The following is a 25,442-nucleotide window of genomic DNA, read 5'->3' on the forward strand; positions in this document are numbered from 1 at the left end:
MGGCACTCGAGGCAGCGAAATCGGCAGGCACGGTTTCCGTGCTACCACCCATGGGACGAGACGAAGGAGCACGCGGGCCGTGGCAGGTGGCAACGCCATCCGGGGGAGCCGGGTCGGGGCAGGACCGATGGGAGAGGCGGAACGGGGCGAGACCGCGCCCCGGCAACGTATCTCCTTCTGGTGCGCTAACGCGCACGAGACGAGACCGTCGTTCGCCGCGGACGCGGCGATCCCCGACACGTGGGATTGTCCGAGCTGTGGTTTTCCGGCGGGACGGGATCGGGACAACACCCCGGCCCCGCCGCGCACCGAGCCGTACAAGACCCATCTCGCCTACGTGCGGGAACGACGGAACGAAAAGGACGGCGAGGCGATCCTCGCCGAGGCGCTCGCCAAGCTTCGGGGCGCATCCTAGCCCGGCCCCGGCCCCGGCCCCGGCCGACGGTCGCCGCCGGCGGCGACCGTCGGCGCACGCGCGCCCCGCCCCCGCTCCCGCAGCCGTTGCGCCGTCGCCGAGGATGCCCCTGTGACTGTGGATGGTGTCGGCATCGGCCCGCTCGTCGCCGGGCGGTACCGGCTCGTCGAACGGATTGGCTCCGGTGGGATGGGCACCGTGTGGCGGGCCCACGACGACGTGCTCCGGGTCGAGGTGGCGATCAAGGAGATCCGGGTCTCCGCCGACCTCGACGACGACGAGCGTGCCGCCGGAGTGGAGACGGCGATGCGCGAGGCCCGCAACGCCGCCCGGCTGCGGGGGAACCCACACGTGGTCACCGTCCATGACGCCGTGGAACACGACGGCCTGCCGTGGATCGTGATGGAGCTGGTCCGGGCCGGCACACTCGCCACGACGGTCAACCGGGACGGTCCCCTGCCGCCCGAGCGTGCCATCCAGGTCGGGCTCGCGGTCCTCGACGCCCTGGTCGCGGGTCAGCGGATGGGCGTGCTGCACCGGGACGTCAAACCATCGAACATCCTGCTGGCCGACGACGGCCGGGTGCTGCTGACCGACTTCGGCATCGCCACCCACGCCGCCGACCCGACCCTCACCGGCGGCATCGGCAGCGGCGGGACGCCCGCTTACATGGCGCCCGAACGCCTCCTCGGCGGCCCCGCGACCCTGGCCGGCGACCTGTTCGCCCTCGGCGCCACCCTCTACTTTGCCGTCGAGGGGGTCTCACCGTTCCAGCGCGACACGCTGCCCACCACTATCGGCGCCGTGCTGCACGCCGATCCGCCACCCTTCCTCCGGGGCGGCAGGCTGTCGGCAGCGATCGCCGGGCTGCTGGCCAAGAACCCGGCGAGCCGGCTGCGCGCGGAGGGAGCGCAGGCGTTGCTGACCTGGGCCGCGTCCCACCCAGCCGATTCCGCCCCGGCATCCCTGGTATCCCCGGCATCCCTGGTATCCCCGGTATCTCCGGCATCTCCGGCATCCCCGGCCGCGTCATTGCCGCCGTCCCCGGCGCCGGACGCGGTGATCCGGCGCCGGCACGGGTCGCGACCCGTGCCGTTCCCGCCGGCCTGGCCAGGGACGGCGCGGCCCCCCGGCGCGGTCGGGTGGGTCCGGTCGTGGCGGGCACCCCGGCTGATGGCCGGGGCGATGATCCTCCTGGTGCTGCTCGCCGCCGTGGCCGCCGGGGCGTACCAGCTGTTCGGCGCGGACGACGGCGGCGACGGCGACCGGCGTCGTGCCTCGCCGCCGACGGTCGCCACGCGRGATCCGGCGGGGGTCGGGTCGCAACCGGGCGCCGAGGCTGGCGAGGCGCTGCCCCCGGGCATGATCGGCAGTTGGAGCGGATCGGTGACGCAGGCGTTCGTGCACTTCAACGCCGAGCTGGTGCTGCGGGGCGGCCGGATCGGCGAGGTGATCGGCACGAGTGCCTACCCGGAGAGTGGATGCGCCGGCGAGCTCGTGCTGCGGGGGGTGTCCGGCGCCTCGGTCCGGCTCGAGGAACGTCTCACCCGGGTCGGGGCGTTGTGCTTCGCCGCCACCTGGCTGGACCTCGTGCTCCACGGCGACGGCACGCTCGACTGCTCGTATCCGGCGACCGAGATCAGTTCGGCGGGGCAGGCGACCATGCGCCGCTCGGCGCCCCCCATGTCCCCATCGTCCCCCGCGCCTCCGGGCTGACCGGGACTGCCGGCTGACCGGACTGCCGGGTGAGCGGGTGAGCGCGCTGGGCGGTCCACCCCCGGCGGGTGAGGCGGCGAGACGGGGGGAACGGCCCGGCGCGGGTATGAACGGACCGGGTCAGAAACCGGGTCCGGGCCGGAACCGGGGCCCAGGACGCCGGGACGGCCGTGGCCCGTCCAGGCCACCGCCCGACCACGGCGTGGACAGGTGGACAGGAGGTACTCCGTGGATCCCGATTTTCCGCTACTCAGTGTCTTCCTCTATATGCTGTGGTTTTTTGCTTTCATCCTGTGGCTGTGGCTGCTGTTTGCGGTGATCATGGATGTGTTCCGCAGCCAGGATCTGTCCGGATGGGCGAAGGCCGCCTGGACGGTCGCGATCGTGGTGCTGCCCTGGCTCGGCGTGATCGCCTACCTGATCGTGCGGGGTGGCAGCATGCACGAGCGCAGCCGCGCCGCGGCGCAGCGCGACGAACAGGCCTGGCGCGCCTACCTCCAGGAGGCCGCCGGGACAACGAGCGACGCCGACGAACTCGGCAAGCTCGCGCACCTGCGCGACCGGGGGATCATCAGCGAGGCCGAGTTCGAGCGGGGCAAGACCAAGATCCTGACCTGATCCGCCGGTGCCGTCCCGTGGGCCCGGCCCACGGGACAGGTCTACGGGACAGGTCGTCCACGGACCGTGTCACTGCCAGCCGGGCAGCCGGGAGGCGGCGGCCCGGTCGGCGAGCCACAGGCTGCGGTCGCGGCCGACGGCTCCCGTCGCCGGGATCGTGATCGGTCCCGCTCCGGAGAACGACGCCGCGACCGCATCGGCCTTCTCCTCCCCGGCGACGATCACCCAGACCTCGTGGGCGGACTGAATGGCCGGCAGGGTCAGCGTGACGCGTTCCGGCGGTGGTTTGGGGCAGTCATGCACGGCCACCACCGGTTCGGTCGCGACGACCGCGGGGGAGTCCGGGAACAGCGAGGCGACATGGCCCTCCGGGCCGAGCCCGAGGAGCACCACGTCGAAGCTCGGCACCGCCGATCCGGCGACGGCACGGGTGGCCAGCAGCGCGGTGTACTCCGCCGCGGCGGACTCCGGATCGGTATAGCCGGAGGCCGAGGCCCGTCCCTCGACGTCACCGCCCGCGGTCGGGGCCGCCAGATGGCCCATCGGGAAGATCCGTTTGGGATCCACCGGGATGTGATCGAGCAGCGCCTCCCGCGCCTGCCGCTCGTTGCGGTCGGGCGAGCCGGCCGCGACGAACCGCTCGTCGCCCCACCAGATGTCGACCTTGCCCCAGTCCACCGCGTCGAGAGCCGGGTTCGATCGCACCGCCCGCAGCAGGGCGATGCCGATGCCACCGCCGGTCAGGACGAGTGAGGCCTCCCCGCGGGCCGTCTGGGCGTCCACCAGCCGGGTGATCAGCCGGGCCGCGGCCGCCCTGGCCAGTACCCCGGCGTCACGATGGAGGACGAGCTCCGGCTCGGCCGTCATGCGCCACCCACCGTCCGTTCGTTGTTCGGGGCACTCGTCATCGGGGCGGTGCCCGGGGCCGCGGTGCTGGACGTCACGGTGCCCGACGTCACGGCGCCCGACGTCGCGGCGCCGGCGGCCAACGCGTCCGTGGTGCCCACGGTCTGGTCCATCGGGTCCCGCCAGATGTGCTCTCGGTGCGGCGAGCGTCTGGTCAGGTTCGGCAGGCCGCTCCAGGTACCCAGGGCCTCGGCGTAGACGGCGTCCTCGTCAAGCCGGCGCAGCTCCTCGGCGAGCAGGTCCCCGACGCCCCGGTCGGCCAGAGGCAGTACCCGGTCCGGGTACCCGGTGCGGGAGATCATCGCCGAGCGGGAGTCGGTGCGGGAGACGGCCAGCCGGTCCCCGTCGAGGGCGACGGCGACCGCGGTGATACCGGGCCGGCCGCCCGTCTCGTCGACCGTCACCGGGACGGCGAGCCTGTTCTGGAGCCAGCCGGCGAACAGCTGGGCGCTCGGATCGGCCCGGCCGGCGGTGATGACGGCCGAGTCCGGCCGCTCGCTGACCACCGCGTCGAAGGCGGCGGCGAGCAGGGTGCGCCAGGGCGACAGCCTGGTCCAGGACAGGTCCGTGTCGCCGGGGGCGAAGTCCGCGGCCCGCTGGAACAGGGCCGACAGCGGATCCGGGCTGGCGGTGACGTCGGTGACCCGCCGGTCGGCGAACACGCCGAGCGGGTCGTAGGCGATCCGGGCCGGCGGCTCGTCGTGCCACCAGGTGACCACCGGGGCGTCCGGTGCGAGCAGGGGAAGCACGACCGATTCCGCGTGCAGCGCCAACCGGCCGGACATCCGCATCACGACCGCTTCGCCCGGGCCGAGCCGACCGCCGATCGAGACCTCGGCGTCGAGCCGGGGATGCGGCACGTCGACCTGCCGGCGGACGACGATCAGTAGCCGGCACGGATGGGCCGAGGCCGCCAGCGTCGCCGCGCCCTCGGCGGCGCTGACGTGCTTTTCGTCGACGACGACGACGAGGGTCAGCGCCAGGCCGAAGGCCAGGGCTCCGGCCGCCCGTCGTTCGGCGGCGAGGGCCTTGACCACCTCAGAACCGGTGGTGTCCCACAATGTGGTCACGAGGGGCTCCTAATCCATGGTCATGGCCGCCGCCACCGGCGACCGTCGTGGGCGAGCATCTCGTCGGCGGCAGCCGGACCCCAGGTGCCGGCCCGGTAGCGGTGCGGGGTGGTGCCCGCCCAGTGCCGCTCCAGCGGATCGACGATCCGCCAGGACTCCTCGACCTCCGCGTTGTTCGGGAACAGCGTCGCGTCGCCGAGCAGCACGTCGAGGATCAGCCGTTCGTAGGCCTCCGGCAGCGCCTCGGTGAACGCCTCACCGAACAGGAAGTCCATCGCGACGTCCCGGACCTCCATCGCCGAGCCGGGGACCTTGGAGCCGAACTTGAGCGTGACCCCCTCGTCGGGCTGCACCCGGATGACCAGCTGGTTGTTGCCGAGCTCGGTGGTGGCGGTCTCGTCGAATGGCAGGTGCGGCGCCTTCTTGAAGAAGATGGCGACCTCGGTGACCCGCCGTGGCAGCCGCTTGCCGGTCCGCAGGTAGAACGGCACCCCGGCCCACCGGCGCGTCTCGATGCCGAGGCGCACCGCCGAGAAGGTCTCCGTCCGCGACTGCGCAGGGATGTCCTGTTCGTCGAGGTAGCCCGGGACCCGCTCCCCGGCGAGCCAGCCCTGCTCGTACTGCCCCCTTACCGCGTAGCGAGTGAGGTCCATGGGCAGCGACACCGCGCGGAGCACCTTCAGCTTCTCGGTGCGGATGGTCTCCGCGCCGAAGCTGACCGGCTCCTCCATCGCGGTCAGGGCGAGCAGYTGCAACAGGTGGTTCTGGAGCACGTCCCGAGCGGCGCCCGTCTCGTCGTAGAAGCCGGCCCGGGTGCCGATCCCGACGTCCTCGGCCATGGTGATCTGCACCGAATCGACGAACTGGGAGTTCCAGATCGGTTCGAACAGCGTGTTGGCGAAGCGCAGCGCGAAGAGGTTCTGGACCGTCTCCTTGCCCAGGTAGTGGTCGATGCGGAACACCCCGGACGGGGTGAAGACGTCGTCGACGAGCGCGTTGAGCTGCCGGGCCGACTCCAGGTCGTGACCGAACGGTTTCTCGACGACGACCCGGCGCCAGCCGCCCGAAMCCGCGGCCGAGGAGAGCCCGGTGCGCTGCATCTGCTTGAGCACGACCGGGAAGGCCGACGGCGGGATCGACAGGTAGAACGCCGCGTTGCCACGGATACCGTGGGAGTGCTCCAGGCTCTCCAGCGTGCGGGCGAGCCGGTCGAACGCGGCGTCGTCGTCGAAGGACCCTGGCAGGAACCGCACGGAGCCCGCCAGCCGGTCCCAGACCTCTGCACGGAAGGGGGTGCGGGCGCCCTTCTCGGCGGCCTGYCGGGCGAACTCGGCGAAGTCCTCGTCGGGCCAGTCCCGGCGGGCGAACCCGAGCAGGACGAAACCCGGCGGCAGCAGGCCGCGGTGGGCCAGGTCGTAGACGGCGGGGATCAGCTTCTTGCGGGCCAGGTCGCCGGTAGCGCCGAACACCACCAGGGCGCTCGCGTCCGGCAGGCGCGGCAGTCTGCGGTCACGTGGGTCCCGCAGCGGGTTGGTACTCACCGTGGGCGCCACCCGTTCCCCCTTCGTTCTGCTTGTGGTCTCTCCGAGGTTGTTTCACCGGGGACCGTCGGGTGTCCATGAACGACGCTGAGACGATCATCACGGCCGTGGCGACGGCCGTGGCGACCGCCACGGCCACGGCCGGCGCCAGGCCTTACGCGGACGAACCGGCTGATCCCAGGTGCGCCGCGATGGTGTCCAACAGCTGGGTCCACGAGTCCTCGAACTTCTGTACGCCCTGGCTCTCCAGGGTCTCGATCACGTCGTCGAGATCGATTCCGACGGCTGTGAGCTGGGCGAACACCTCGTGGGCCTCCTCGTAGCGGGGGCGGATCGTCTCACCCGTCACCGACCCGTGGTCGGYGAACGCCTCCAGGGTCGCCTCCGGCATCGTGTTGACGGTTCCGGGCGCGATCAGCTCGGTGACGTAGATCGTGTCCGGCAGGGACGGGTCCTTGGTGGACGTCGACGCCCACAACGGGCGTTGGGGCTTCGCGCCCGCCGCGGCCAGGGCCGCCCAGCGGGGGGTGGCGAACGCCTTCTCGTACCGCTCGAAGGCCAGCCGGGCGTTGGCGACGGCGGCCCGGCCGCGTAGCGCCTTCGCCTCCGAGGTGCCGATCTTCTCCAGCCGCTGGTCGACCTCGGTGTCCACCCGGCTGACGAAGAACGACGCGACCGAGGCCAGGTCGGTGATGTCGCGCCCCGCGGCCAGGGCCTTCTCCAGACCGGTCATGAACGCGTCGATCACGGCGTCGTACCGGTCGAGTCCGAAGATCAGCGTCACGTTCACGCTGATGCCCTGGGCAAGCGTCTCGGTGATTGCCGAGAGGCCGGCCCGGGTGGCGGGAATCTTGATGAACAGGTTGGGTCGGTCGACCAGCCACCACAGGGCACGCGCCTCGGCGAGCGTGCGCTCGGCCTCGTGGGCGAGCCGGGGATCGACCTCCAGGGACACCCGGCCGTCGACGCCGCCGCTGGCGTCGTAGACGCCGCGCAGCACGTCGCAGGCGTCGCGCACGTCGGCGGCCGTGATGGCCCGGACGGCCTCGCCGACGTCCACGCCGCGGATCGCCAGGTCGTGCAGCTGCTCGTCGTACAGGTCGCTCGAACTGATCGCCTTCTGGAAGATGGTCGGGTTGCTCGTCACGCCGACAACGCCGCGGTTCTCGACCAGGTGGGCGAGGTTGCCGGTGCGTAGGCGGTCCCGGCTGATGTCGTCCAGCCAGACCGCCACTCCGGCGGCTGAGAGCTCGGACAGGGGATTGCTCATCGGGCTGACTTCCTCTCCGCGGGCGGTGGCGTCCTCACCATGTCTCCAAGGCCTCCAAGCTGTTCTCKCGCTTCATGGCCGTTCTCGCGCTTCGGATGGGCGCACCCCCTTCAGGGCACTACCCTCTGGGGCCGGCTCCATCCCAGTCTGTTTCCAGTCTGATCCCAGTCTGCGGATCCCCGTGACAGTCGGGTGGCGGTTGGGAGAACAACGCGCACGACGAGTGGAATCCCGGTCCCTGCGGTTCATGCCTGATGCCCGATGCCCGCCGTCCATGCGCCATGCCCACCGTCGCTGTCCGATGCCCCACGCCAGTACATGTCGGTCGCCGCCGCCCGGGGGGCCGCGTGGCGCGGTTGTGAGAGAGGACGCAGGACGGCGGCGGGGGTCCGGGCGCGGTCGACGCGCGTACGCAGCGCCGCGGCGGCTAGACTCCGACACGTCGTAGAACACCGTCCGCTCCGACTTTCGGGGCACCGTCCCGCGTGGGTCGCCCGTCGATCCCGCCGATCGCGAGGTCGCTCTGTCTACCGAGGCCGTCCTTCGTCACCGGCATGTCCCCGCCCGCGGACCGGGGCGGGCGGGCGCCTCCAAGCCAACGACCGCACCGGCGCCGGGGGTCGGCGGCCCGCCAGCCCCCGCAGCCGGCCCGCCAGCCCCCGCAGCCGGCCCGCCAGCCCCCGCAGCCGGCCCGCCAGCCCCCGCAGCCGGCCCGCCAGCCCCCGCAGCCGGCCCGCCAGCCCCCGCAGCCGATCCGCCCGCCGACGGGCTCCCGGGCGCCGGGCACGCGACTCGCGGGGGCTGGGCGGCCGTGTCGGCGAAGGCCCGCGGCTATGTCGCCCTAATGAAGCTGCGCGTGGTCGAACTGCTGCTCATCACCACCGTCCCGGTCATGATGCTCGCCGAACGGGGCGTGCCGTCGCTCCGGCTGATCGCCGTGACCCTGGTGGCGGGAACCCTCGCCGCCGGCAGCGCGAACACGATCAACTGTTACGTCGATCGTGACATCGATCAGATGATGGGCCGCACGAAGCGCCGTCCGCTCGTGCGGGCGACCGTCACGCCCACGGAGGCGCTGACCTTCGGCATCGTGATCGGGATCGTCTCGACGCTGCTCTTCGGTTTCCTGGTCAACTGGCCCTCCGCGCTGCTGGCGGACGGGGCGATCGCCTTCTACGTCTTCGTCTACACCCTCGGGCTGAAGCGCCGCACCCCGTCGAACATCGTCATCGGGGGCGCGGCCGGCTGCTTCCCCGTCCTGATCGGATGGTCGGCGGTCACGGGGACCGTCGGCTGGGCCGCGGTGCTGCTGTTCGCCGTCGTCTTCTTCTGGACCCCGCCGCACTTCTGGGCGTTGGCGATGAAGTTCCGCGACGACTACGCCGCGGCGGGCGTCCCCATGCTGCCGGTCGTCGCCTCCGTCCAGGTCGTCACCCGGCGGATGCTGGGCTACGCCTACGCGATGGTCGCCGCCTCGCTCGCGGTCGCTCCCGTCGCCTCCACCGGCCCGGTCTACCTCGTCGCCGCCGTCGCGGTGGGAGCCTGGTTCCTGGTCGAGTCGCACCGGGTCGCCCGCCGGGCCCGGCACGGCGAGGACCCGAGGCCGATGCGCCTGTTCCACATGTCGATCACGTATCTGACCCTGCTGTTCGTGGCGATCGCCGTCACCGCTCTCGTCTGATCTCGCCCGACCCCACCGACCCCGCCCCGTCCTGATCCCGGTGTCACCGGGCGGGACGGGGCGTTGTTTTGCCGGCGGGCCGCCCGCGAACGGGTCTGGGACGGGCCCACCCGTCCTGGCCAGTTGACACCAGTGCGGCGCGTCTACCGGACGGGCACACCCAGACCCGGCGGACCACCGCGGCTGGTCGTGGCCACCACCGACCCGGCGACCCTGYCATCGACCAGCACCTGGTATCTGGCCACCACCCTGCCCCACCCCGACCTGCCCACCGCGGCGGCATCGGCGTTCCCACCCGCCGCCCACAGCGAGATCGACCGCCTGTACGGGCCGCACGGCTGGGTCGAACAAGACTACAAACAGATCACACACGAACTCGGCTGGGCCGACGTCCAGGTCCGCTCCGCCACCGCGATCGCCCGCCACCCGGCCCTGGTGAACTGCGCGTTCAGCCTGTGCTGGCACGACACCCCCGAACACCCACCACCCCACCCGGCGGCAGCCCGCGTCCGGTCCCGACCCGCACACTGCCGTCCTGGCCGGCCAGCCTCCGCCGGGTCCGCGCCCGCCTGATCCCGTTCCGTCTCCCGCGGCAGCGGAGGCGATCGCGTTATTCGGTTCTGGCGACGATCACGTGATGGCCTGGTTTCCGAGTTGTCTGATCAACACGCGCTTACGCAGGAGATCGAAGTTCGCCCGTCCATACATCTGCCTCTTCACCATCTTTAGGAATCGTAATGAAATAACAAATGCATGTTCGGGAGCATCTTAGCAGGTCACAGGGCCGCGAGAGGCTCAAGTTGCACAGGTTATTTCATTCCGCCTACTTACAGTTACGTGGAATCACGGCGCCCTCGACGGGCCCGGAACTGTGCGGCAGGGTGAGCCCGGCGACGACGGCGTCGTAGTCGTTGCGGAGGTGGCGGGCGAACGACGCCAGCGCTGGCAGGTAGGGCCGCGAAGGCGGGCATGGCCACCGGCATCGGCGAGACCTTTCAGCAGGTTGGTGTCGCCATCGGGATCGCCGGCTTCGGCGCGCTGTTTCAGCAGCTGGTGCTGTCGAAGTACGCTGGACCTTCGGCCGTGGGACGGGAAGTTGCCGTCGGCAACATCACCCGGGCTGGCGACGCCGGTCGGGCCGCGTTCGTGCATAGCTTCACCAGCGTCATGGTCGTCTGCGCCATTGTGTGCGCGGTCGGCGCCCTGGTTGCCTTCTTCTTCATCCGGCAGCGGGACCTGCATGAATCGGCGCAGGTGTTGTAGCGGTCGACCCGGTCCCCGGGTCGCTCCACCCCGGGGACCGGTCTGGTTCACGAGACCGCTGCGGTCAGCGCGGCCAGTGACTTGAGCACACCGGCCCGGATCTGGTCATCGGTGACCACGCCCTGGTCGTTGATGGTCGATCTGTGGACGGGGATGTGCATGCAGGCTTCCTCGACGATCATGGCGCCGGTGTAACGCAGCACCTTGCGCAGGGAATCGTGCGCGTCCGCGGCCTTTGTCGTGGACGGCGATACGTTGATCCATGCCGTGGGTTTGTCCCCGATCTCGATCCCACCGACGGTCCAGTCGAGCAGGTTCTTAAAGGAACCCGGCAGTGCGCCCGCGTACTCCGGCGTGCAGATCAGGATCGCAGCGGCCGATGCAATGCGGGCCCGCAGGTCCACTACCGACACAGGCAAAGGATCTTGGTCGTCGTCAGGGTTAAAGTGCGGCAGCTTGGCCATACCGTCGTAGTCGTCCGCAACGAATCCCGGCGGGGTCAATGCTCGCGTGGTGCGTAGCRGCGCCGAGTTGGACGACCCGGCGCGGAGGCTTCCGCATAGCAGARGAATTTTTTGGGTGGCATCCACACGGCCGATTCTAGCCGCCGACTTTCACCTGGTCCTTCGTTGGGTGTGCCAGAAATGGAAAATTACTCCTGAGTTGGGAAGGTCAGGCTTGTCCAAGCCTCCATCCATCATAAYCGAGCTCCAAATCATCGGTCATCCGGCGAGACCCCCGCAACGGCGCTGTTGCATTGTGAGGAGTCGGGGCAGGGCCTCGACAAGATCACATAAGGCTGTGATCGGTTACACTCGGTAGTGGCGCTGGCGCCCGGTCTGGGGGACGGTCTCCAGACCATGCCCAACCCTCCACACTTGTCCGTCGCGTTTCCGTCGCGACGTCGGCCCCTCGGCGGAGGCCGTGYCGCGGCGGGTCGTCGGACGTCGAGCCGGCCGCCGGGACTGTTTCCCGTCTCAGGAACGGGGCGTGGCCGCCGTGGCCAGGGTGTCGGTGGTCCCAGGGTGTCGGTGGTCCCAGGGTGTCGGTGGTCCCAGGGTGTCGGTGGTCTAGGAGCCGATGCCGGCGCCGGTGGGGGCGGTGGTCCCGACCGGCCCGGCGGGCGCGGGGACCTCGGCGCCGGCCGCCGCGAGCGTGGGCGCCGCGTCCGGTGCCGGCCGGGGGTGCCGGGAGCTCAGGGCGAGCCAGAGCCGCAGCGCGGCGACCCACATCACGGTCGCCCCGGTCATGTGCAGGGCGACGAGGAGGGCGGGAACGCCGAGGAAGTACTGAGTGAATCCGATCGCGGCCTGCGCGAGGACGGTCCCGACCAGGGCGAGGGAGGTCCGCCTGGCCTCGTCGGGGGCCTCGGCGACCCGCACCGCGAACGCCATGGCCGCGACGAGCCCGACCAGCAGCATCGCGCCGTCGGCGTGCAGTTGGGAGACGTTGACGAGGTCGAACCCGAAGCGGGCCGGATGGTCGCTGTCACCRCTGTGCGGCCCGGCGCCGGTCACGACCGTGCCGAGGACGAGCACCCCCGCCGAGACGACCACCAGCAGGCGCGCCAGCCACCGCAGCGCGGGACCGACCCCCGGGGTCGGCGCACCCGCGTCCTGGCGGRCCCGGTGGTCCAGCAGGACCGCGTTCCACAGCAGGACCATGGAGAGCAGGAAATGGGCGGCGACGGTCGCCGGGTGCAGCTTCGTCAGGACGGTGATCCCGCCGAGCACGGCCTGCCCGAGGAAACCCACCCAGAGGCCGAAGGACAGCAGTCGAAGATCGCGCCGCCGTCCGCCCCGCAGGCGGAGCGCGACCAGCGGGGTGATCAGCGTCACGAGGCCGACCACCAGGCCGACGACCCGGTTGCCGAACTCGATCGCTCCGTGCAGGGCGTATTCCGAGTGCGGCACGAACGAGCCGTCCCCGCACTGCGGCCAGGTCGGGCAGCCGAGGCCGGAGCCGGTCAGGCGGACCACGCCGCYACTCACCACGATCAGTGACAGCAAGACCACGTTGAGCGTGGTGAGGAGCCGGAAGGCGCGAAGGCTGATCAGCGGCAAACTCCGACGCTCTGTAGAAGCTGGCACGACTGCCATGGTAACGCCCTGTCCGGCACGGGCCGCTCGGATCCTTCTCCGTTGGTCGGATGGTGCCTGCCGGCCGGATGGTGCCTGCCGGCCGGATGGTGCCTGCCGGCCGGATGGTGCCCGGTGACCGGACGGTCGCGGTGTCGGCTCTACTCCCAGTCGGCTCTACTCCCAACTGAAGGTGCGGGCGGCGAGCGCCAGACTCGCCACCGCCCAGGCCACGAGCACGATCAGGGGGCGTGCCCCCGGACCGTCGCCCTCTGCCAGGACGGCCCGCAGCCCGTCCGACAGCGCCGCGGTCGGCAGCGCCTCGGCGACCGCCCGCAGCCAGCCGGGAAGCTTCGACAGCGGGAACACCACCCCGCCGATCAGCAGCAGCACCAGGTAGACGCCGTTGGCGGCGGCGAGCGTCGCCTCGGCCCGCAGGGCTCCGGCCATCAGCAGGCCGAGCCCCGAGAACGCGGCTGTGCCCAGGACGAGTAGCGCCAGCACCGCCGGAACCCCGACCGGCCCGCCGGTCGGGTCCCAGCCCAGCGCGAATCCGACCGCCACCAGGAGCACCAGCTGGATGACCTCGACGGCGAGCACCGCCAACGTCTTGCCGGCGAGCAGGACCACGCGCGGCAGCGGGGTCGCCCCGAGGCGTTTGAGTACGCCGTAGGAGCGTTCGAAGCCCGTCGCGATCGCCTGCCCGGTGAAGGCGGTCGACATCACGGCCAGCGCGAGCACCCCGGGGACGAGGAAGTCCACCGGCCGCTCGGTGGAGCTCGGCAGCACGTCGACGGCGGTGAAGAAGGCCAGCAGACCGACCGGGATGATCAGGGTGAGCAGGACGGACTCGCCGCGCCGCAGGGTGAGTACCAGCTCGAGCCTGGTCTGTGCCGCCAGCATCCGGGCCCGCGACGCGGGCGCCGGAGCCGGGCGCAGATCGAGCAGCGGGACGCCGGTCATGAGCGCAGCTCCGATCCGGTCAGTTCCACGAAGACGTCCTCCAGCGTGCGTTGTTCGACCCGGAGATCCTCTGCCAGGATGYCGTTACCCGCGCACCAGGCGGTCACCGCGGCGAGCAGTTGCGGGTCGACCGTGCCCTGCAACAGGTAGTGCCCAGCCGGGCCCTCCTGCACGGTGGTGCCGTCGGGCAGCGCKAGCAGCAGCCGGCCGAGATCCAGCCCGGCGGGGGCCCGGAAGCGCAGCTGCCCCTCGGCGCCGCCCCGGGTGAGCTCCGCGGGGGAGCCGACCGCCACCACCCTGCCGTGGTCGACGATGATCACCTGATCGGCKAGCCGTTCGGCCTCGTCCATGGCGTGGGTGGTCAGCACGACGGTGACCCCGGCCGTGCGCAGCTCCTCGACGAGTTCCCAGGTGTCCCRCCGGCCCTGGACGTCCAACCCGGCCGTCGGCTCGTCGAGGAAGACCAGCTCCGGGCGRCCGACCACGGCCATCGCCAGCGACAGCCGCTGCTGCTGGCCGCCGGAGAGCCGGCGGAACGGGGTACCGGCGGACCCGGCCAGCCCGAGCCGGTCCAACAGCGCCGCGGGATCCAGCGGGTGGCGGTAGTGCGAGGCGACGAGGCGCAGCATCTCGCCGGCGCGGGCGCCGGGATACATCCCCCCGGACTGCAGCATCACCCCGACCCGGGGGCGCAGGGCAACGGCGTCCGCCCAGGGGTCGAGTCCGAGGACCCGCACCTCGCCCGCGTCGGCACGGCGGAATCCCTCGCAGATCTCCACGGTGGTTGTCTTGCCGGCGCCGTTCGGCCCGAGCAGCGCCGTGACCGTGCCGGTCGGGACGGTAAGTGACAGTTCGTCCACGGCGCGTATCCGACCATCGGGTGTCGTCGACGGTCGAGCGGCGTCGCCGGAAGGGACCGGCGGCGCCGGGGGCGCCTGGCGCACGGGGGGCGTAGGGGACGGCGTAGGGGACGTGGAGAACGCCGCGGGACCGCGCCCGGCCCGACCGGTGCGGGTCCGCCGCCCGGACCCGTGAGGACGACGACCGGAACGCGGGGAAGCGGACCGCGAGGAATACGTCTTCACGAGGTCCGTGACACTGACTGCCAGGATCTCGGCCACCTTGCGATCCTACGGACATCGCGGGTCGGGCGGAGGGCCGGTCCGCCCCGGCACGAGGCCTTCGGCTGGGTGGAACGGGCACCACCGGGCGGCCGTGCCCTAGTCCCGTTGCCAGTCCCGTTGCTAGCCCCGTTGCTGCGGCGGGCGGACGGGCAGCGCCCGGCGGCGCCCGCCGACCGCCACCGGCTCGCCTGGCTCCACCAGCGCTCCCCAGGCGCCCAGCCGCTCGTACAGCATCGCCGGCGTGGTGCTGTAGAGCCGGGACAACGACTGCAGGTCGGAGCGACGCAGCCGCAGGACGTCGCGTGAACTGTCCGACCGCAGGACCTGCACGATGGCGATCCAGCGCCGCAGCGGTCCGGTGCGGGTCGGGGGCAGCTTGCGCAGCCGGCGCAGGTCGATGACCAGCGGCGGCAGATGGTCGGTCTCGCGGCGATCGGCGGCCGGCGGTACCAGCAGCGTCGCGGGAACGTCGTACAGCTCGGCGAGCTCGACCAGTCGATGCACGCGCAGGGTCCGAGAGCCTCGCTCGTAGGCGCCCAGGGTCCCGGCAGTCCACCGGCCATGCGTGCGCTCCTGGACGTCCAGCAGCGACAAGCCACGCCGGTTGCGCGCCGCGCGAAGCCGGCGGCCGAGCTCCAGGGCGTAGTCCGCCTCGGTCACGGTCTCCGTCCGGGTCAAGGTCGACAGGAGACGCCAACCGCCCCCTGTGACAGATTGTCAGGCCTCGGTTCGTCTGGCAGCCGGTTCGACCRAGAAGCCGCGAGGGAACGTGGCCCTGGCGTGGTCCCGCGGTCGCGGGGCGCAATCCGGGAATCGCGACAGTGTTTTTCCGGCCGCGCCAGCCCCGTCAGCCCGGTCGGCCGGTCAGTCCCGGTCGGCCCGGTCGGCACCGTCGGCCCGGTCAGTCCCAGTCGGCGTCGTCGGCGTCCTTGGCCCAGTCCCGGGCCCGGTCCACGGCGCGCAGCCATCGCCGGTAGGACCGGTCCCGCTCGGCCCGGGACAGCCTCGGCCGGTACCGCTCGGCGCTGCGCCGATGCCCGGCGAGCTCCTCGCGGTCGGCGAAGAACCCGGTCGCGAGCCCCGCGAGGTAGGCCGAACCGAGCGCGGTCGTCTCGATGTTGTCCGGGACGTCGAGCTCGACGCCGAGCAGGTCGGCCTGGAACTGCATGAGCCAGTGGTTGCGGGCGGCCCCGCCGTCGGCCCGCAGCTCGCGCACCGGGAAGCCCGCGGCACCCATCGCCTCGACGACGTCCCGGGTGCGGTAGGCGATGCCCTCGAGCACCGCGCGGACGACGTGCGCCCGGGTGGTCCCCCGGGTGATCCCGAGCAGTGCGCCGCGGGCGCGGGGATCCCAGTGAGGGGCGCCGAGGCCGGCGAGCGCCGGGACGAAGTAGACGCCGTCGTTGCCGGTCAGGGAGGCGGCCAGGTCGGCGGTCTCGGTGGCATCCCGGATGATCCCCAGGGAGTCCCGTAGCCAGTCGACGGCGGCACCGGTGGACAGGACCGCTCCCTCCAGCGCGTACCGCACCGGTTCGCCGTCGAGCTGGAACGCCGCGGTCCGCAGCAGCGTCGACTGYGGCGCCGGCAGGGCCGAGCCGGTGTTCACCAGCACGAAGGAACCGGTGCCATAGGTGTTCTTGGCCTGGCCGGGTTCGAAGCAGCCCTGGGCGAACAGAGCGGCCTGCTGGTCGCCGATCACGGCCGCCACCGGGATCCGCACGTCGAGGAAGGCGTCCGGATCGGTCTCGGCGTAGACCCGCGAGCTCGGCGCGACAGCGGGCAGCACCTCGGCGGGAACGCCCAGCAGATCGAGCATCTCCGGGGACCAGGTCGCGGCGGCGAGGTCGAGCAGCAGGGTGCGGGAGGCGTTCGTGACGTCGGTGACGTGCGCGGCCCCGGCGGTCAGCTTCCAGACCAGCCAGGAATCGACGGTGCCGAAGGCGATCTCCCCCCGGCCGGCGCGCCGGCGCAGCCCGGGGTCGTCGTCCAGGATCCAGCCGATCTTGGTACCGGAGAAGTAGGGGTCGAGTACCAGCCCGGTGCGTTCCCCCACCGCACCCGCGTGCCCCTCGGCGGTGAGGCGTTCGCAGACCGCGGCCGTCCGCCGGTCCTGCCACCCGATGGCCGGGTGGACCGGGGCGGAGGTCCGCCGGTCCCACAGCACGGTGGTCTCGCGCTGGTTGGTGATGCCGAGGGCGGCGAGCTCCCCGGCCCGGCGACCGCAGCCGGCCAGGGCCGCGGCGACGGTGTCGACGACGCTGCGCCAGAGCTCGTCCGGATCCTGCTCGACCCAGCCCGGCCGGGGGAACCCGGGCCGGATCCCGGTGTAGCCGCGGCCGACGACCACCCCGTCCCGGTCGAGCAGGCAGACCGTGGTCCCGGTGGTCCCCTGGTCGACCGCCGCCACCAGGGATCCGCGTGCCGGCACGCTCATCTCGTTCCTCCCGCCCACGGGTCCGCTGACGCATGGTAAGGACGCATGGTAAGGAGGCATGGTAGGGGAGCGATGCACGGTAAGGAGAGGGACGCGGGGGAGGAAAGATAGACAAGGGGTAGGTAAGGCGGACCCGGCGTGCCGGGAACGGCGGCTCAGCCGAGGTTGGACAGGTCGACGACGTCGCCGGGCGGGGTGCCGGTCGCGGGCGTCCCGTAATCGTCGAAAGTGATCTCGTTGGTGGAGCGGCCGGCGACGACCACCTTCAACGGATAGCCGGGCCCGGTGTTGGCCGCCCAGAAGGCTGTTCCGTCGGGGCCCGCGGCCCGGACGGCCTGGGTGCCGGCCAGCTTCTCGGTCCGCACCGGGCCGGACAGCCCGACGACGTAGCTGGTCAGCGACGCGGYGAGCCGGTCGAGGGTAAAGTAGCTGTATTTCGCGGCGTCGGCGGGGGCTAGGCGGACCCAGCGGTCGGCGAGGAGGTTCCCGGCCGCGGCGTCACCGGTCCCCTCGTAGTAGGCGCGGCCGCGGCGGACGTAGGTGTCGTCTTTGATCTTGAAGATCTGGGTCCGTTGACCGTACTCGTCAATGGTGCCGCGGGTGACCGTGCCGGACATCACCAGGTCGTAACCGGCGGGGGCGTCCGAGCGCGGGTCGGCCTCGGTGCCGACGACGTGGACGCCGGTCGCGGTGCGCAACGCCTGCAGGGTGCGCGTGCCGACCTCGCCGGCAGGCAGCTTCTCCAGCCCGTTGCTCTTCTCCCCGCCGCCACTGCAGGCCGCCGAGGTCGCGAGCAGGAAAGTCAGTCCGAGGGAGAGCAGCGCCCGCCGGACCCCGCCGCGCCACAGTTGTGATCGCATCCGCCCGTCGCCTCCCGCCTGAGATCGTCTCCGGGTCGGTGGCGGCCGGGCGCGACCGCGCGTCGCGACCGTCGGCCCGCTGGTGTGCCGACCTGGTGTGCCCACCCGGGGTGCGCGCCCGGGTGGGCGCGCAGGTATGGCAGTGGGCGCAAGTCTGGCATTCCGCCGCCTGCGGTCGTCGGTCGGGTACGGCCCGTGGGTATCCGTTGTGTGCTCACGTCCGGCGGATGTGATCTGCGTCATGGCTGTGGCGAAGATCGCCCCATTGGGCTGTAGTTCCGGCGACCCCGGTTCGACTGCGCCCAGGAAATAAGGCACACTGGCGTTGTGAAATACGACCACGACGGGACGAGCGGGACGGCGGACGGCCGTACCCGCGACCGGGTCGTGCGTCTGCTCCTGGAGGGCGGCTCGGCCACGGCAGCCGAGCTGTCCCGTCAGCTCGGGGTCTCCCCGGCGGCTATCCGCAGGCATCTCGATGCCATGGTCGCGGATGGCATCATCACGCCCACGGAGAGCCGGTCCCGGGGGCCGCGTGGCCGGGGACGCCCGGCCCGGCGTTACGCGCTCACCGAAGCCGGCCATCAGGCCGGTCCCAACGCCTACTCCGATCTCGCGGCCGGTGCGCTGCACTTCCTGGCCGAGGTGGGTGGCGCGAGCGCGGTCACCCAGTTCGCCGATACCCGCGCCGTCGACCTGGAGCGGCGGGTGCGCGAGGCGGTCGTGGCGGCGGAGCCGGCGGATCGCCCGGCGGCGCTCGCCGAGGCGATGACCGCCGCCGGGTACACCGCCAGCGTCTCCGAGCTGCCCACCGGTCTGCAGATCTGCCAGCATCACTGCCCGGTCCAGTTCGTCGCGGAGCGCTTCCCGGCGTTGTGCGACGCCGAGACCGCGGTGCTGGCCCGCGTGCTCGACACCCACGTGCAGCGCCTGGCGACGATCGCGCACGGCGACGGCGTCTGCACGACCCACATCCCCGCGGGTCACCCGCCCGCGGGTCACCCGCCCGCGGGTCACACTGCCGTGAGCCACACCGCCGCGGATCATCCGCCCGCGGGCACGGCGCCCGGCATGGCTTCGCGTGCCCGGTCCGATCGGAACGGGTCCGATCAGAGCGGGTCCGGGAAGGACGGCTCCGCTCGGGTGCTGCCCGATTCCGCCGTGGCCGGATCCGGCCCGGCCCGGCCCGCGTCCCTGGCCTGTCCACCATCCTCGTCTTCGGAGGGTTTCGCCCTATGACCACCTCTGCCGAGACCGCCCTGGAAGGCCTTGGTTCCTATCGGTTCGGATGGGCTGACACCGACGCCTACGCCGCCGACGTGGAGCGCGGCCTGTCCGAGGCGGTTGTCCGCGGCATCTCGGCCAAGAAGTCCGAGCCGTCGTGGATGACCGACCTGCGCCTCAAGGGGCTGCGGCTGTTCGAGCGCAAGCCCATGCCGACCTGGGGTGCCGACCTGTCGGGCATCGACTTCGACAACATCAAGTACTTCGTCCGCTCCACCGAGAAGCAGGCCGAGGAGTGGGAGGRCCTACCCGAGGACATCCGGGCGACCTACGACCGGCTCGGCATTCCCGAGGCGGAGAAGCAGCGCCTCATTGCCGGGGTCGCCGCCCAGTACGAGTCCGRGGTCGTCTACCACAAGATCCGGGAGGACCTCGAGGAGCAGGGTGTCCTCTTCCTGGACACCGACTCCGGGCTGCGTGAGCATCCGGAGCTGTTCCAGGAGTACTTCGGCTCGGTGATCCCGGTCGGGGACAACAAGTTCGCCGCGCTGAACACGGCGGTGTGGTCGGGCGGATCCTTCATCTACGTGCCGCCGGGCGTGCAGGTCGAGATCCCGCTGCAGGCCTACTTCCGGATCAACACCGAGAACATGGGCCAGTTCGAGCGGACGCTGATCATCGTCGACGAGGGCGCCTACGTGCACTACGTCGAGGGCTGCACGGCGCCGGTCTACTCGTCGGACTCGCTGCACTCGGCGGTCGTCGAAATCGTCGTGAAGAAGAACGCGCGCTGCCGGTACACGACCATCCAGAACTGGTCGAACAACGTCTACAACCTGGTCACCAAGCGTGCCGCCTGCCACGAGGGCGGCACCATGGAGTGGATCGACGGCAACATCGGTTCCAAGGTGACGATGAAGTACCCGGCCGTGTGGCTGCTCGGCGAGCACGCCAAGGGCGAGGTGCTCTCCATCGCCTTCGCCGGTGCCGGTCAGCACCAGGACGCGGGCGCGAAGATGGTGCACGCCGCGCCCCGCACCTCCTCGACGATCGTCTCCAAGTCGGTGGCCCGCGGCGGCGGGCGGACGTCCTACCGCGGGCTCGTCCAGATCAACGAGGGCTCGTCGGCCTCCCGCTCGACGGTCAAGTGCGACGCGTTGCTCGTCGACACGGTGAGCCGCTCGGACACCTACCCCTACGTTGACGTGCGCGAGGACGACGCCTCCATCGGGCACGAGGCGAGCGTCTCCAAGGTCGGCGAGGACCAGCTGTTCTACCTGATGAGCCGGGGTCTGTCCGAGGAGGAGGCGATGGCGATGGTCGTGCGCGGCTTCGTCGAGCCGATCGCCCGGGAGCTGCCCATGGAGTACGCCCTCGAGCTCAACCGCCTCATCGAGCTGCAGATGGAAGGTGCGGTCGGCTGATGKTCGTCATCGACGCCACCGGTCGGCCCCCGGCCGCCTCCGGTGCCGTACCCCGTCCCGTACGGTCCCGTAACCCGCTCGACCACGCCGTGCCCACCGGACGCGAGGAGGCGTGGCGGTTCACCCCGCTGCGCCGGCTGCGCGGACTGCCGACCGGCCCCGAGGCCGACGGCAAGGTCTCCGTGTCGGTCACCGCGCCCGCGGGGGTCGAGGTGGAGCAGCTCGCCGCCGCCGACGCCCGGATCGGTCGGGTGCTGACCCCGGCCGACCGGGTGGCCGCCTTCGCCCTGACCCGGTCGGCGGGCGCGCTCGCCGTCACCGTCCCGGCCGAGGCCGCGCTCACCGAGCCGGTGGTCGTGCACCTGCACGGTGAGAGCCCCAGGTCCCCGGCCGGGTTCGTCGCGACGAGCGGCGACGGCGGGCGGCGCGGCTCCCCGGGCGGGGTGGCCTACGGTCACGTCCTCGTCGAAGTGGGCCCGTTTGCGTCCGCCACCGTGGTGCTCGACCACACCGGCAGCGCCACCTACGCCGGCAACGTCGAGGTGTACGTGGGGCACGGCGCCTCGCTCACCTTCATCACCCTGCAGGACTGGGACGACGACGCCGTGCACCTCGGCGCGCACGCCTACTCGCTGGGGCGCGACGCTCGGCTGCGCTCGTTCACCATCACCCTCGGCGGTGATCTGGTGCGGCTCAACCCGACCGTGGACTACCGCGGGCCCGGCGGCGACGCCGAGCTCTACGGCGTGTTCTTCACCGATGCCGGCCAGCACCAGGAGCACCGGCTGCTCGTCACGCACGAGCCGCGTTCCTGCCGCAGCCGGGTCACCTACAAGGGCGCGCTGCGCGGGGACGCCGCCCACGCGGTGTGGATCGGCGACGTCCTCATCGGCGCCGGCGCCGTGGGCACGGACACCTACGAGCTCAACCGCAATCTCGTGCTCACCGACGGCGCGCGGGCCGACTCGGTCCCGAACCTGGAGATCCTCACCGGTGAGGTCACCGGTGCCGGTCACGCCAGTGCCACCGGCCGGTTCGATGACGAGGCGCTGTTCTACCTGCAGTCGCGGGGGATCTCGCCCGAGGAGGCCCGCCGGCTCGTGGTGCACGGTTTCTTCGCCGAGATCATCGACCGGATCGACGTGCCGGAGCTGCGGGAACGCATCATGATCAAGATTGCCGGCGAGCTGTCGGCCGACCTCCCGGACGAGGCTGCGGAGCCGTCGTCGGCGGAGTTGTCGGTGGAGGTGGGCGGATGACGACCGCGACCGGCGGTTCTGCCGCGGGCGGCTCCTCGGTCGCCCCGCGGTGGCACCGGGTGTGTGCCGCCGCGGACCTCGCCGAGGGCACCGCGATCGGCACCGAGATCGAGGGCGTGCCGGTGTGCGTGGTGCGGTCGGGCGGGGCGGTCTACGCCGTGCGTGACGAGTGCTCGCACGCCGACGTGATGCTCTCCCAGGGCGAGGCCGAGGACGGCAAGATCGAGTGCTGGCTGCACGGGTCCCAGTTCGACCTGGCCAGCGGCGTCCCGCTGAGCCTGCCGGCGATTGAGCCGGTGCCCACGTACGCAGTGACCATCGACGGCGACGACGTGCTCGTCGACGTCACACATTCGAACCCGGAACGAGGGTGACGGCAGCGGTGTCCACACTGGAGATCCGCAATCTGCATGTCTCGGTGGAGACGGACGGCGAGGGCACGCGCGAGATCCTGCGCGGGGTGGACCTGACCGTCCGCAAGGGCGAGACGCACGCGATTATGGGGCCGAACGGGTCGGGTAAGTCGACGCTGTCCTATTCGATCGCGGGCCATCCCAAGTACACGGTCACCGAGGGCAGCATCACGCTCGACGGCGAGGACGTCCTCGCGATGAGCGTCGACGCCCGGGCCCGGGCCGGGATCTTCCTGGCGATGCAGTACCCGGTGGAGATCCCCGGGGTCTYGGTGTCGAACTTCCTGCGCTCCTCGGTCACGGCCGTGCGCGGCGAGGCGCCGAAGCTGCGGACCTGGGTCAAGGAGGTCAAGACCTCCATGGCCGCGCTCGAGATGGACCCGGCGTTCGCCGAGCGCAACGTCAACGAGGGCTTCTCCGGCGGCGAGAAGAAGCGTCACGAGATCCTGCAGATGGCGTTGCTCAAGCCGAAGATCGCCGTGCTGGACGAGACCGACTCCGGCCTCGACGTCGACGCGCTGCGCATCGTCTCCGCAGGTATCGAGTCGGTGCGGGCCAAGGGGGAGACGGGCATCCTGCTCATCACCCACTACACCCGCATCCTGCGCTACATCCGTCCCGAGTTCGTCCACGTCATGGCGGCGGGGCGGATCGTCGACGAGGGCGGCCCGGAACTGGCCGCCGTGCTGGAGGAGTCCGGCTACGACCGCTACGTCAAGGGTGGCGGCGCGGCCACGCCGGCCGGCGTGGGAGCGGTGTCATGACGCTGACCGACGCGGCCGTGCGCCCGGGGTCCGGACCCCGGCTCGTCGGCGGGTTCGACGTCGAGCAGGTCCGCCGGGACTTCCCCGTCCTGGCCCGCACGGTGCACGGCGACCGGCCGCTGGTCTACCTCGACAGCGCCGCCACCTCGCAGAAGCCGCTGGCGGTGCTCGACGCCGAGCGGACCTACTACGAGCTGCACAACGCCAACGTGCACCGCGGCATCCACGTGCTGGCCGAGGAGGCCACCGGGCTGTACGAGGCCTCCCGGGACAAGGTCGCCGCCTTCATCGGGGCGGGCGACCGCCGGGAGGTGGTGTTCACCAAGAACTCCTCGGAGGCGCTGAACCTCGTCGCCTACGCGATGAGCAACGCCGGGGCCGCCGGCGCCGAGGCGGAGCGGTTCCGGGTCGGCCCGGGTGACGAGATCGTCGTCACCGAGATGGAGCATCACTCCAATCTCGTGCCGTGGCAGATGCTGGCCCGGCGCACCGGGGCGACGCTGCGCTGGATCGGGCTGACCGACGACGGCCGGCTCGACCTGAGCAACCTCGATTCGATCATCACCGAGCGGGCGAAGGTCGTCGCCTTCGTCCACCAGTCGAACATTCTCGGCACGATCAACCCGGTCGCGCAGGTGGTGGCGCGGGCCCGCGAGGTCGGCGCGCTGACCGTGCTCGACGGCTCCCAGTCGGTACCGCACAACCCGGTCGACGTCACCGAGCTCGGGGTGGACTTCCTGGCCTTCACCGGGCACAAGATGTGCGCGCCCACCGGGGTCGGGGTGCTCTGGGGACGCTACGAGCTGCTTGGGGTCATGCCGCCCTTCCTCGGCGGCGGCGAGATGATCGAGCTTGTCACCATGGAGGGCTCGACCTACGCGGCGCCGCCGCACCGGTTCGAGGCCGGCACCCCGATGATTGCCCAGGTGGTCGGGCTCGGCGCGGCCGTCGACTACCTGACCGCGCTCGGCATGCCGGCCGTCGCCGAGCACGAGCACGCGGTGACGGCCTACGCGCTGGACGCCTTCGCCGAGGTGCCGGGGTTGCGGATCATCGGTCCGCCGGCGGCGGACGCCCGCGGCGGGGCGATCTCCTTTGTGCTGCACGAGGACGACGGCCGGCCGATCCATCCCCACGACGTCGGACAGATCCTCGACGAGCGCGGCATTGCCGTGCGGGTCGGGCACCACTGCGCCCGGCCGGTCTGCCTGCGGTTCGGGGTACCTGCGACGACCCGCGCGTCGTTCCACCTCTACACGACGACCGGCGAGGTCGACGCCCTGGTGGAAGGACTGCACGGGGTCCGGAGGTTCTTTCTGAGGTGAAACTCGACTCCATGTACCAGGAGATCATCYTGGACCACTACCGCAACCCGCTCCACCGGGGGCTGCGGGATCCCTTCGACGCCGAAGTGCACCACGTCAACCCGACCTGCGGCGACGAGGTGACCCTGCGGGTGAAGGTCTCGGACGGGGTCGTCGAGGACGTCTCCTACGAGAGCGAGGGCTGTTCGATCAGTCAGGCGTCGGCGAGCGTCATGAGCGACCTCGTGATCGGCAAGTCGGTCGACGCGGCGCTGAAGCTCKAACGCGAGTTCCTGGCGCTGATGCAGTCGCGGGGCACCATCGAGGGTGACGAGGACGTGCTGGAGGACGCCGTGGCGTTCGCCGGCGTCTCCAAGTACCCCGCCCGGGTGAAATGTGCCCTGCTGTCCTGGATGGCGTGGAAGGACGCGACCGCTAAGGCGATGGATCCGAGTGTCGCCGTCGCCGGCGCATCCACCTCTGTCGCGTACCCCCGCGTCGCCCCCCTCGACGTACCCGAGCAGGAGAAGCCATGAGCGAGACGGTGACCGAGACGCGCTCGGMCGCGACGGGAGAAACCGCCGAGGCGGCGGATCAGCCCGCCGGGGTCCCGAAGCCGGTGCTGGACCCGGACCCGACGGGACCGGACGCCCCGCCGGAGCTCRCCAGCTTCGAGGACATCGAGGAGGCGATGCGCGACGTCGTCGACCCGGAACTCGGCATCAACGTCGTCGACCTCGGCCTCGTCTACGGCATCCACGTCGCCGACGACAACACCRTCACCCTCGACATGACGCTGACCTCGGCGGCCTGCCCGCTCACCGACGTCATCGAGGACCAGACCCGCTCCGCCCTGGTCGACGGCCCGGACGGGCTGGCCGCGGACGTGACCATCAACTGGGTCTGGATGCCGCCGTGGGGGCCGGACAAGATCACCGACGACGGTCGCGAGCAGCTGCGCGCGCTCGGCTTCAACGTCTGACGTCCCCCCGGCCCACTGGATGAACAACCGGTGGGGTTCGCGCAACGTACGGCTGGCTACCCAGCAACCACCGCTCACTCCGCCCGTATCCGCCCGCCAGGCTTGTAGGGTCGGAACCAGGCGATCGGCGTCG

At 71.5% G+C, this 25,442-nt stretch carries 25 protein-coding genes; 14 read left to right on the top strand and 11 right to left on the bottom strand.

Going from position 1 to position 25,442, the window contains the following annotated elements:
* Positions 1-79: 79 nt before the first annotated feature.
* The 3 genes from Manayef4_RS01645 (at position 80) to Manayef4_RS01655 (ending at position 2,749) form a co-directional block, all read left to right on the top strand.
* Positions 80-415, top strand: a complete 336-nt coding sequence (locus Manayef4_RS01645) for an RNA polymerase-binding protein RbpA (RefSeq protein ID WP_011436081.1) — start codon at positions 80-82, stop codon at positions 413-415.
* A gap of 111 nt (positions 416-526) precedes the next feature.
* Positions 527-2,131, top strand: a complete 1,605-nt coding sequence (locus Manayef4_RS01650; RefSeq protein WP_011436082.1) for a serine/threonine-protein kinase — start codon at positions 527-529, stop codon at positions 2,129-2,131.
* Between the two features lie 228 nt (positions 2,132-2,359).
* Complete coding sequence (locus tag Manayef4_RS01655) at positions 2,360-2,749, top strand: SHOCT domain-containing protein (RefSeq protein ID WP_011436083.1); 390 nt, start codon at positions 2,360-2,362, stop codon at positions 2,747-2,749.
* A gap of 69 nt (positions 2,750-2,818) precedes the next feature.
* Here the strand turns inward: Manayef4_RS01655 and pgl are convergent, their stop codons facing one another.
* The 4 genes from pgl to tal all read right to left on the bottom strand — a co-directional run bounded on the left by pgl (position 2,819) and on the right by tal (position 7,536).
* Positions 2,819-3,616, bottom strand: a complete 798-nt coding sequence (gene pgl / locus Manayef4_RS01660) for a 6-phosphogluconolactonase (protein WP_011436084.1) — start codon at positions 3,614-3,616, stop codon at positions 2,819-2,821.
* A complete protein-coding gene (locus tag Manayef4_RS01665; RefSeq protein ID WP_011436085.1) occupies positions 3,613-4,725 on the bottom strand; it encodes a glucose-6-phosphate dehydrogenase assembly protein OpcA in 1,113 nt (370 codons plus the stop codon). Before Manayef4_RS01665 ends, pgl begins: the two co-directional genes overlap by 4 nt.
* Before the next feature lie 20 nt (positions 4,726-4,745).
* Positions 4,746-6,278 carry a glucose-6-phosphate dehydrogenase gene (gene zwf / locus Manayef4_RS01670; RefSeq protein WP_083282227.1) on the bottom strand — a complete coding sequence of 511 codons (1,533 nt, stop codon included), beginning with the start codon at positions 6,276-6,278 and terminating at the stop codon, positions 4,746-4,748.
* 142 nt (positions 6,279-6,420) lie between these two features.
* On the bottom strand, positions 6,421-7,536 hold the full coding sequence (gene tal, locus Manayef4_RS01675) for a transaldolase (RefSeq protein ID WP_070130401.1): 1,116 nt from the start codon (positions 7,534-7,536) through the stop codon (positions 6,421-6,423).
* Between the two features lie 811 nt (positions 7,537-8,347).
* Here tal and Manayef4_RS01680 point away from each other — a divergent pair.
* The 3 genes from Manayef4_RS01680 (at position 8,348) to Manayef4_RS01690 (ending at position 10,480) form a co-directional block, all read left to right on the top strand.
* Positions 8,348-9,217 (top strand): heme o synthase, encoded by an 870-nt coding sequence (locus Manayef4_RS01680; RefSeq protein ID WP_011436088.1) that lies wholly within the window; start codon positions 8,348-8,350, stop codon positions 9,215-9,217.
* Between the two features lie 189 nt (positions 9,218-9,406).
* Entirely contained in the window at positions 9,407-9,790 is a 384-nt protein-coding gene (locus Manayef4_RS01685; protein WP_070130402.1) for a hypothetical protein, read from the top strand.
* 396 nt (positions 9,791-10,186) lie between these two features.
* On the top strand, positions 10,187-10,480 hold the full coding sequence (locus Manayef4_RS01690; protein ID WP_011436090.1) for a hypothetical protein: 294 nt from the start codon (positions 10,187-10,189) through the stop codon (positions 10,478-10,480).
* Positions 10,481-10,527: 47 nt separating this feature from the next.
* Here the strand turns inward: Manayef4_RS01690 and Manayef4_RS01695 are convergent, their stop codons facing one another.
* From Manayef4_RS01695 to Manayef4_RS01725, 7 genes are all read right to left on the bottom strand, one after another.
* Complete coding sequence (locus Manayef4_RS01695) at positions 10,528-11,070, bottom strand: NADPH-dependent FMN reductase (protein WP_083282228.1); 543 nt, start codon at positions 11,068-11,070, stop codon at positions 10,528-10,530.
* Positions 11,071-11,550: 480 nt separating this feature from the next.
* Positions 11,551-12,579, bottom strand: coding sequence for a COX15/CtaA family protein (locus Manayef4_RS01700; protein ID WP_070130403.1), 1,029 nt, complete (start codon positions 12,577-12,579; stop codon positions 11,551-11,553).
* 156 nt (positions 12,580-12,735) lie between these two features.
* On the bottom strand, positions 12,736-13,521 hold the full coding sequence (locus Manayef4_RS01705) for an ABC transporter permease (protein ID WP_023841560.1): 786 nt from the start codon (positions 13,519-13,521) through the stop codon (positions 12,736-12,738).
* A complete protein-coding gene (locus Manayef4_RS01710) occupies positions 13,518-14,642 on the bottom strand; it encodes an ABC transporter ATP-binding protein (RefSeq protein ID WP_070130404.1) in 1,125 nt (374 codons plus the stop codon). Before Manayef4_RS01710 ends, Manayef4_RS01705 begins: the two co-directional genes overlap by 4 nt.
* A gap of 123 nt (positions 14,643-14,765) precedes the next feature.
* Complete coding sequence (locus Manayef4_RS01715) at positions 14,766-15,305, bottom strand: transcriptional regulator (RefSeq protein ID WP_023841558.1); 540 nt, start codon at positions 15,303-15,305, stop codon at positions 14,766-14,768.
* 241 nt (positions 15,306-15,546) lie between these two features.
* Complete coding sequence (gene glpK / locus Manayef4_RS01720) at positions 15,547-17,079, bottom strand: glycerol kinase GlpK (RefSeq protein ID WP_070130405.1); 1,533 nt, start codon at positions 17,077-17,079, stop codon at positions 15,547-15,549.
* 155 nt (positions 17,080-17,234) lie between these two features.
* Positions 17,235-17,939 carry a hypothetical protein gene (locus tag Manayef4_RS01725; protein WP_070130406.1) on the bottom strand — a complete coding sequence of 235 codons (705 nt, stop codon included), beginning with the start codon at positions 17,937-17,939 and terminating at the stop codon, positions 17,235-17,237.
* Between the two features lie 327 nt (positions 17,940-18,266).
* Between Manayef4_RS01725 and Manayef4_RS01730 the strand changes: the two genes are divergently transcribed.
* The 8 genes from Manayef4_RS01730 to Manayef4_RS01765 are packed head-to-tail and all read left to right on the top strand — an operon-like array spanning position 18,267 to position 25,309.
* Positions 18,267-19,178: a helix-turn-helix domain-containing protein gene (locus tag Manayef4_RS01730; protein ID WP_023841556.1), complete on the top strand. Its 912-nt coding sequence runs from the start codon at positions 18,267-18,269 to the stop codon at positions 19,176-19,178.
* Positions 19,175-20,587, top strand: coding sequence for a Fe-S cluster assembly protein SufB (gene sufB / locus Manayef4_RS01735; RefSeq protein WP_070130407.1), 1,413 nt, complete (start codon positions 19,175-19,177; stop codon positions 20,585-20,587). The genes Manayef4_RS01730 and sufB overlap by 4 nt, the downstream gene beginning before the upstream one ends.
* Positions 20,587-21,846, top strand: coding sequence for a Fe-S cluster assembly protein SufD (gene sufD, locus Manayef4_RS01740; protein ID WP_070130408.1), 1,260 nt, complete (start codon positions 20,587-20,589; stop codon positions 21,844-21,846). The genes sufB and sufD overlap by 1 nt, the downstream gene beginning before the upstream one ends.
* Entirely contained in the window at positions 21,843-22,220 is a 378-nt protein-coding gene (locus Manayef4_RS01745) for a non-heme iron oxygenase ferredoxin subunit (protein WP_011436101.1), read from the top strand. Before sufD ends, Manayef4_RS01745 begins: the two co-directional genes overlap by 4 nt.
* Before the next feature lie 8 nt (positions 22,221-22,228).
* Entirely contained in the window at positions 22,229-23,023 is a 795-nt protein-coding gene (sufC, locus tag Manayef4_RS01750) for a Fe-S cluster assembly ATPase SufC (RefSeq protein ID WP_175443294.1), read from the top strand.
* On the top strand, positions 23,020-24,348 hold the full coding sequence (locus tag Manayef4_RS01755; protein WP_011436103.1) for a cysteine desulfurase: 1,329 nt from the start codon (positions 23,020-23,022) through the stop codon (positions 24,346-24,348). The genes sufC and Manayef4_RS01755 overlap by 4 nt, the downstream gene beginning before the upstream one ends.
* Positions 24,345-24,863, top strand: coding sequence for a Fe-S cluster assembly sulfur transfer protein SufU (gene sufU / locus Manayef4_RS01760; protein WP_070130410.1), 519 nt, complete (start codon positions 24,345-24,347; stop codon positions 24,861-24,863). Before Manayef4_RS01755 ends, sufU begins: the two co-directional genes overlap by 4 nt.
* Positions 24,860-25,309, top strand: a complete 450-nt coding sequence (locus Manayef4_RS01765; RefSeq protein WP_070130411.1) for a metal-sulfur cluster assembly factor — start codon at positions 24,860-24,862, stop codon at positions 25,307-25,309. Before sufU ends, Manayef4_RS01765 begins: the two co-directional genes overlap by 4 nt.
* Positions 25,310-25,442: the final 133 nt, after the last annotated feature.

This window comes from Frankia sp. CgMI4 (genome assembly GCF_001756285.1).
Classification (GTDB): Bacteria; Actinomycetota; Actinomycetes; order Frankiales; family Frankiaceae; genus Frankia; species Frankia casuarinae.

Coding starts and splice junctions, on each gene's coding strand:
- pgl (WP_011436084.1), bottom strand. CDS start 3,616: ATGACGGCCGAGCCGGAGCTCGTCCTCCATCGTGACGCCGGGGTACTG.
- Manayef4_RS01745 (WP_011436101.1), top strand. CDS start 21,843: ATGACGACCGCGACCGGCGGTTCTGCCGCGGGCGGCTCCTCGGTCGCC.
- Manayef4_RS01705 (WP_023841560.1), bottom strand. CDS start 13,521: ATGACCGGCGTCCCGCTGCTCGATCTGCGCCCGGCTCCGGCGCCCGCG.
- Manayef4_RS01755 (WP_011436103.1), top strand. CDS start 23,020: ATGACGCTGACCGACGCGGCCGTGCGCCCGGGGTCCGGACCCCGGCTC.
- Manayef4_RS01690 (WP_011436090.1), top strand. CDS start 10,187: ATGGCCACCGGCATCGGCGAGACCTTTCAGCAGGTTGGTGTCGCCATC.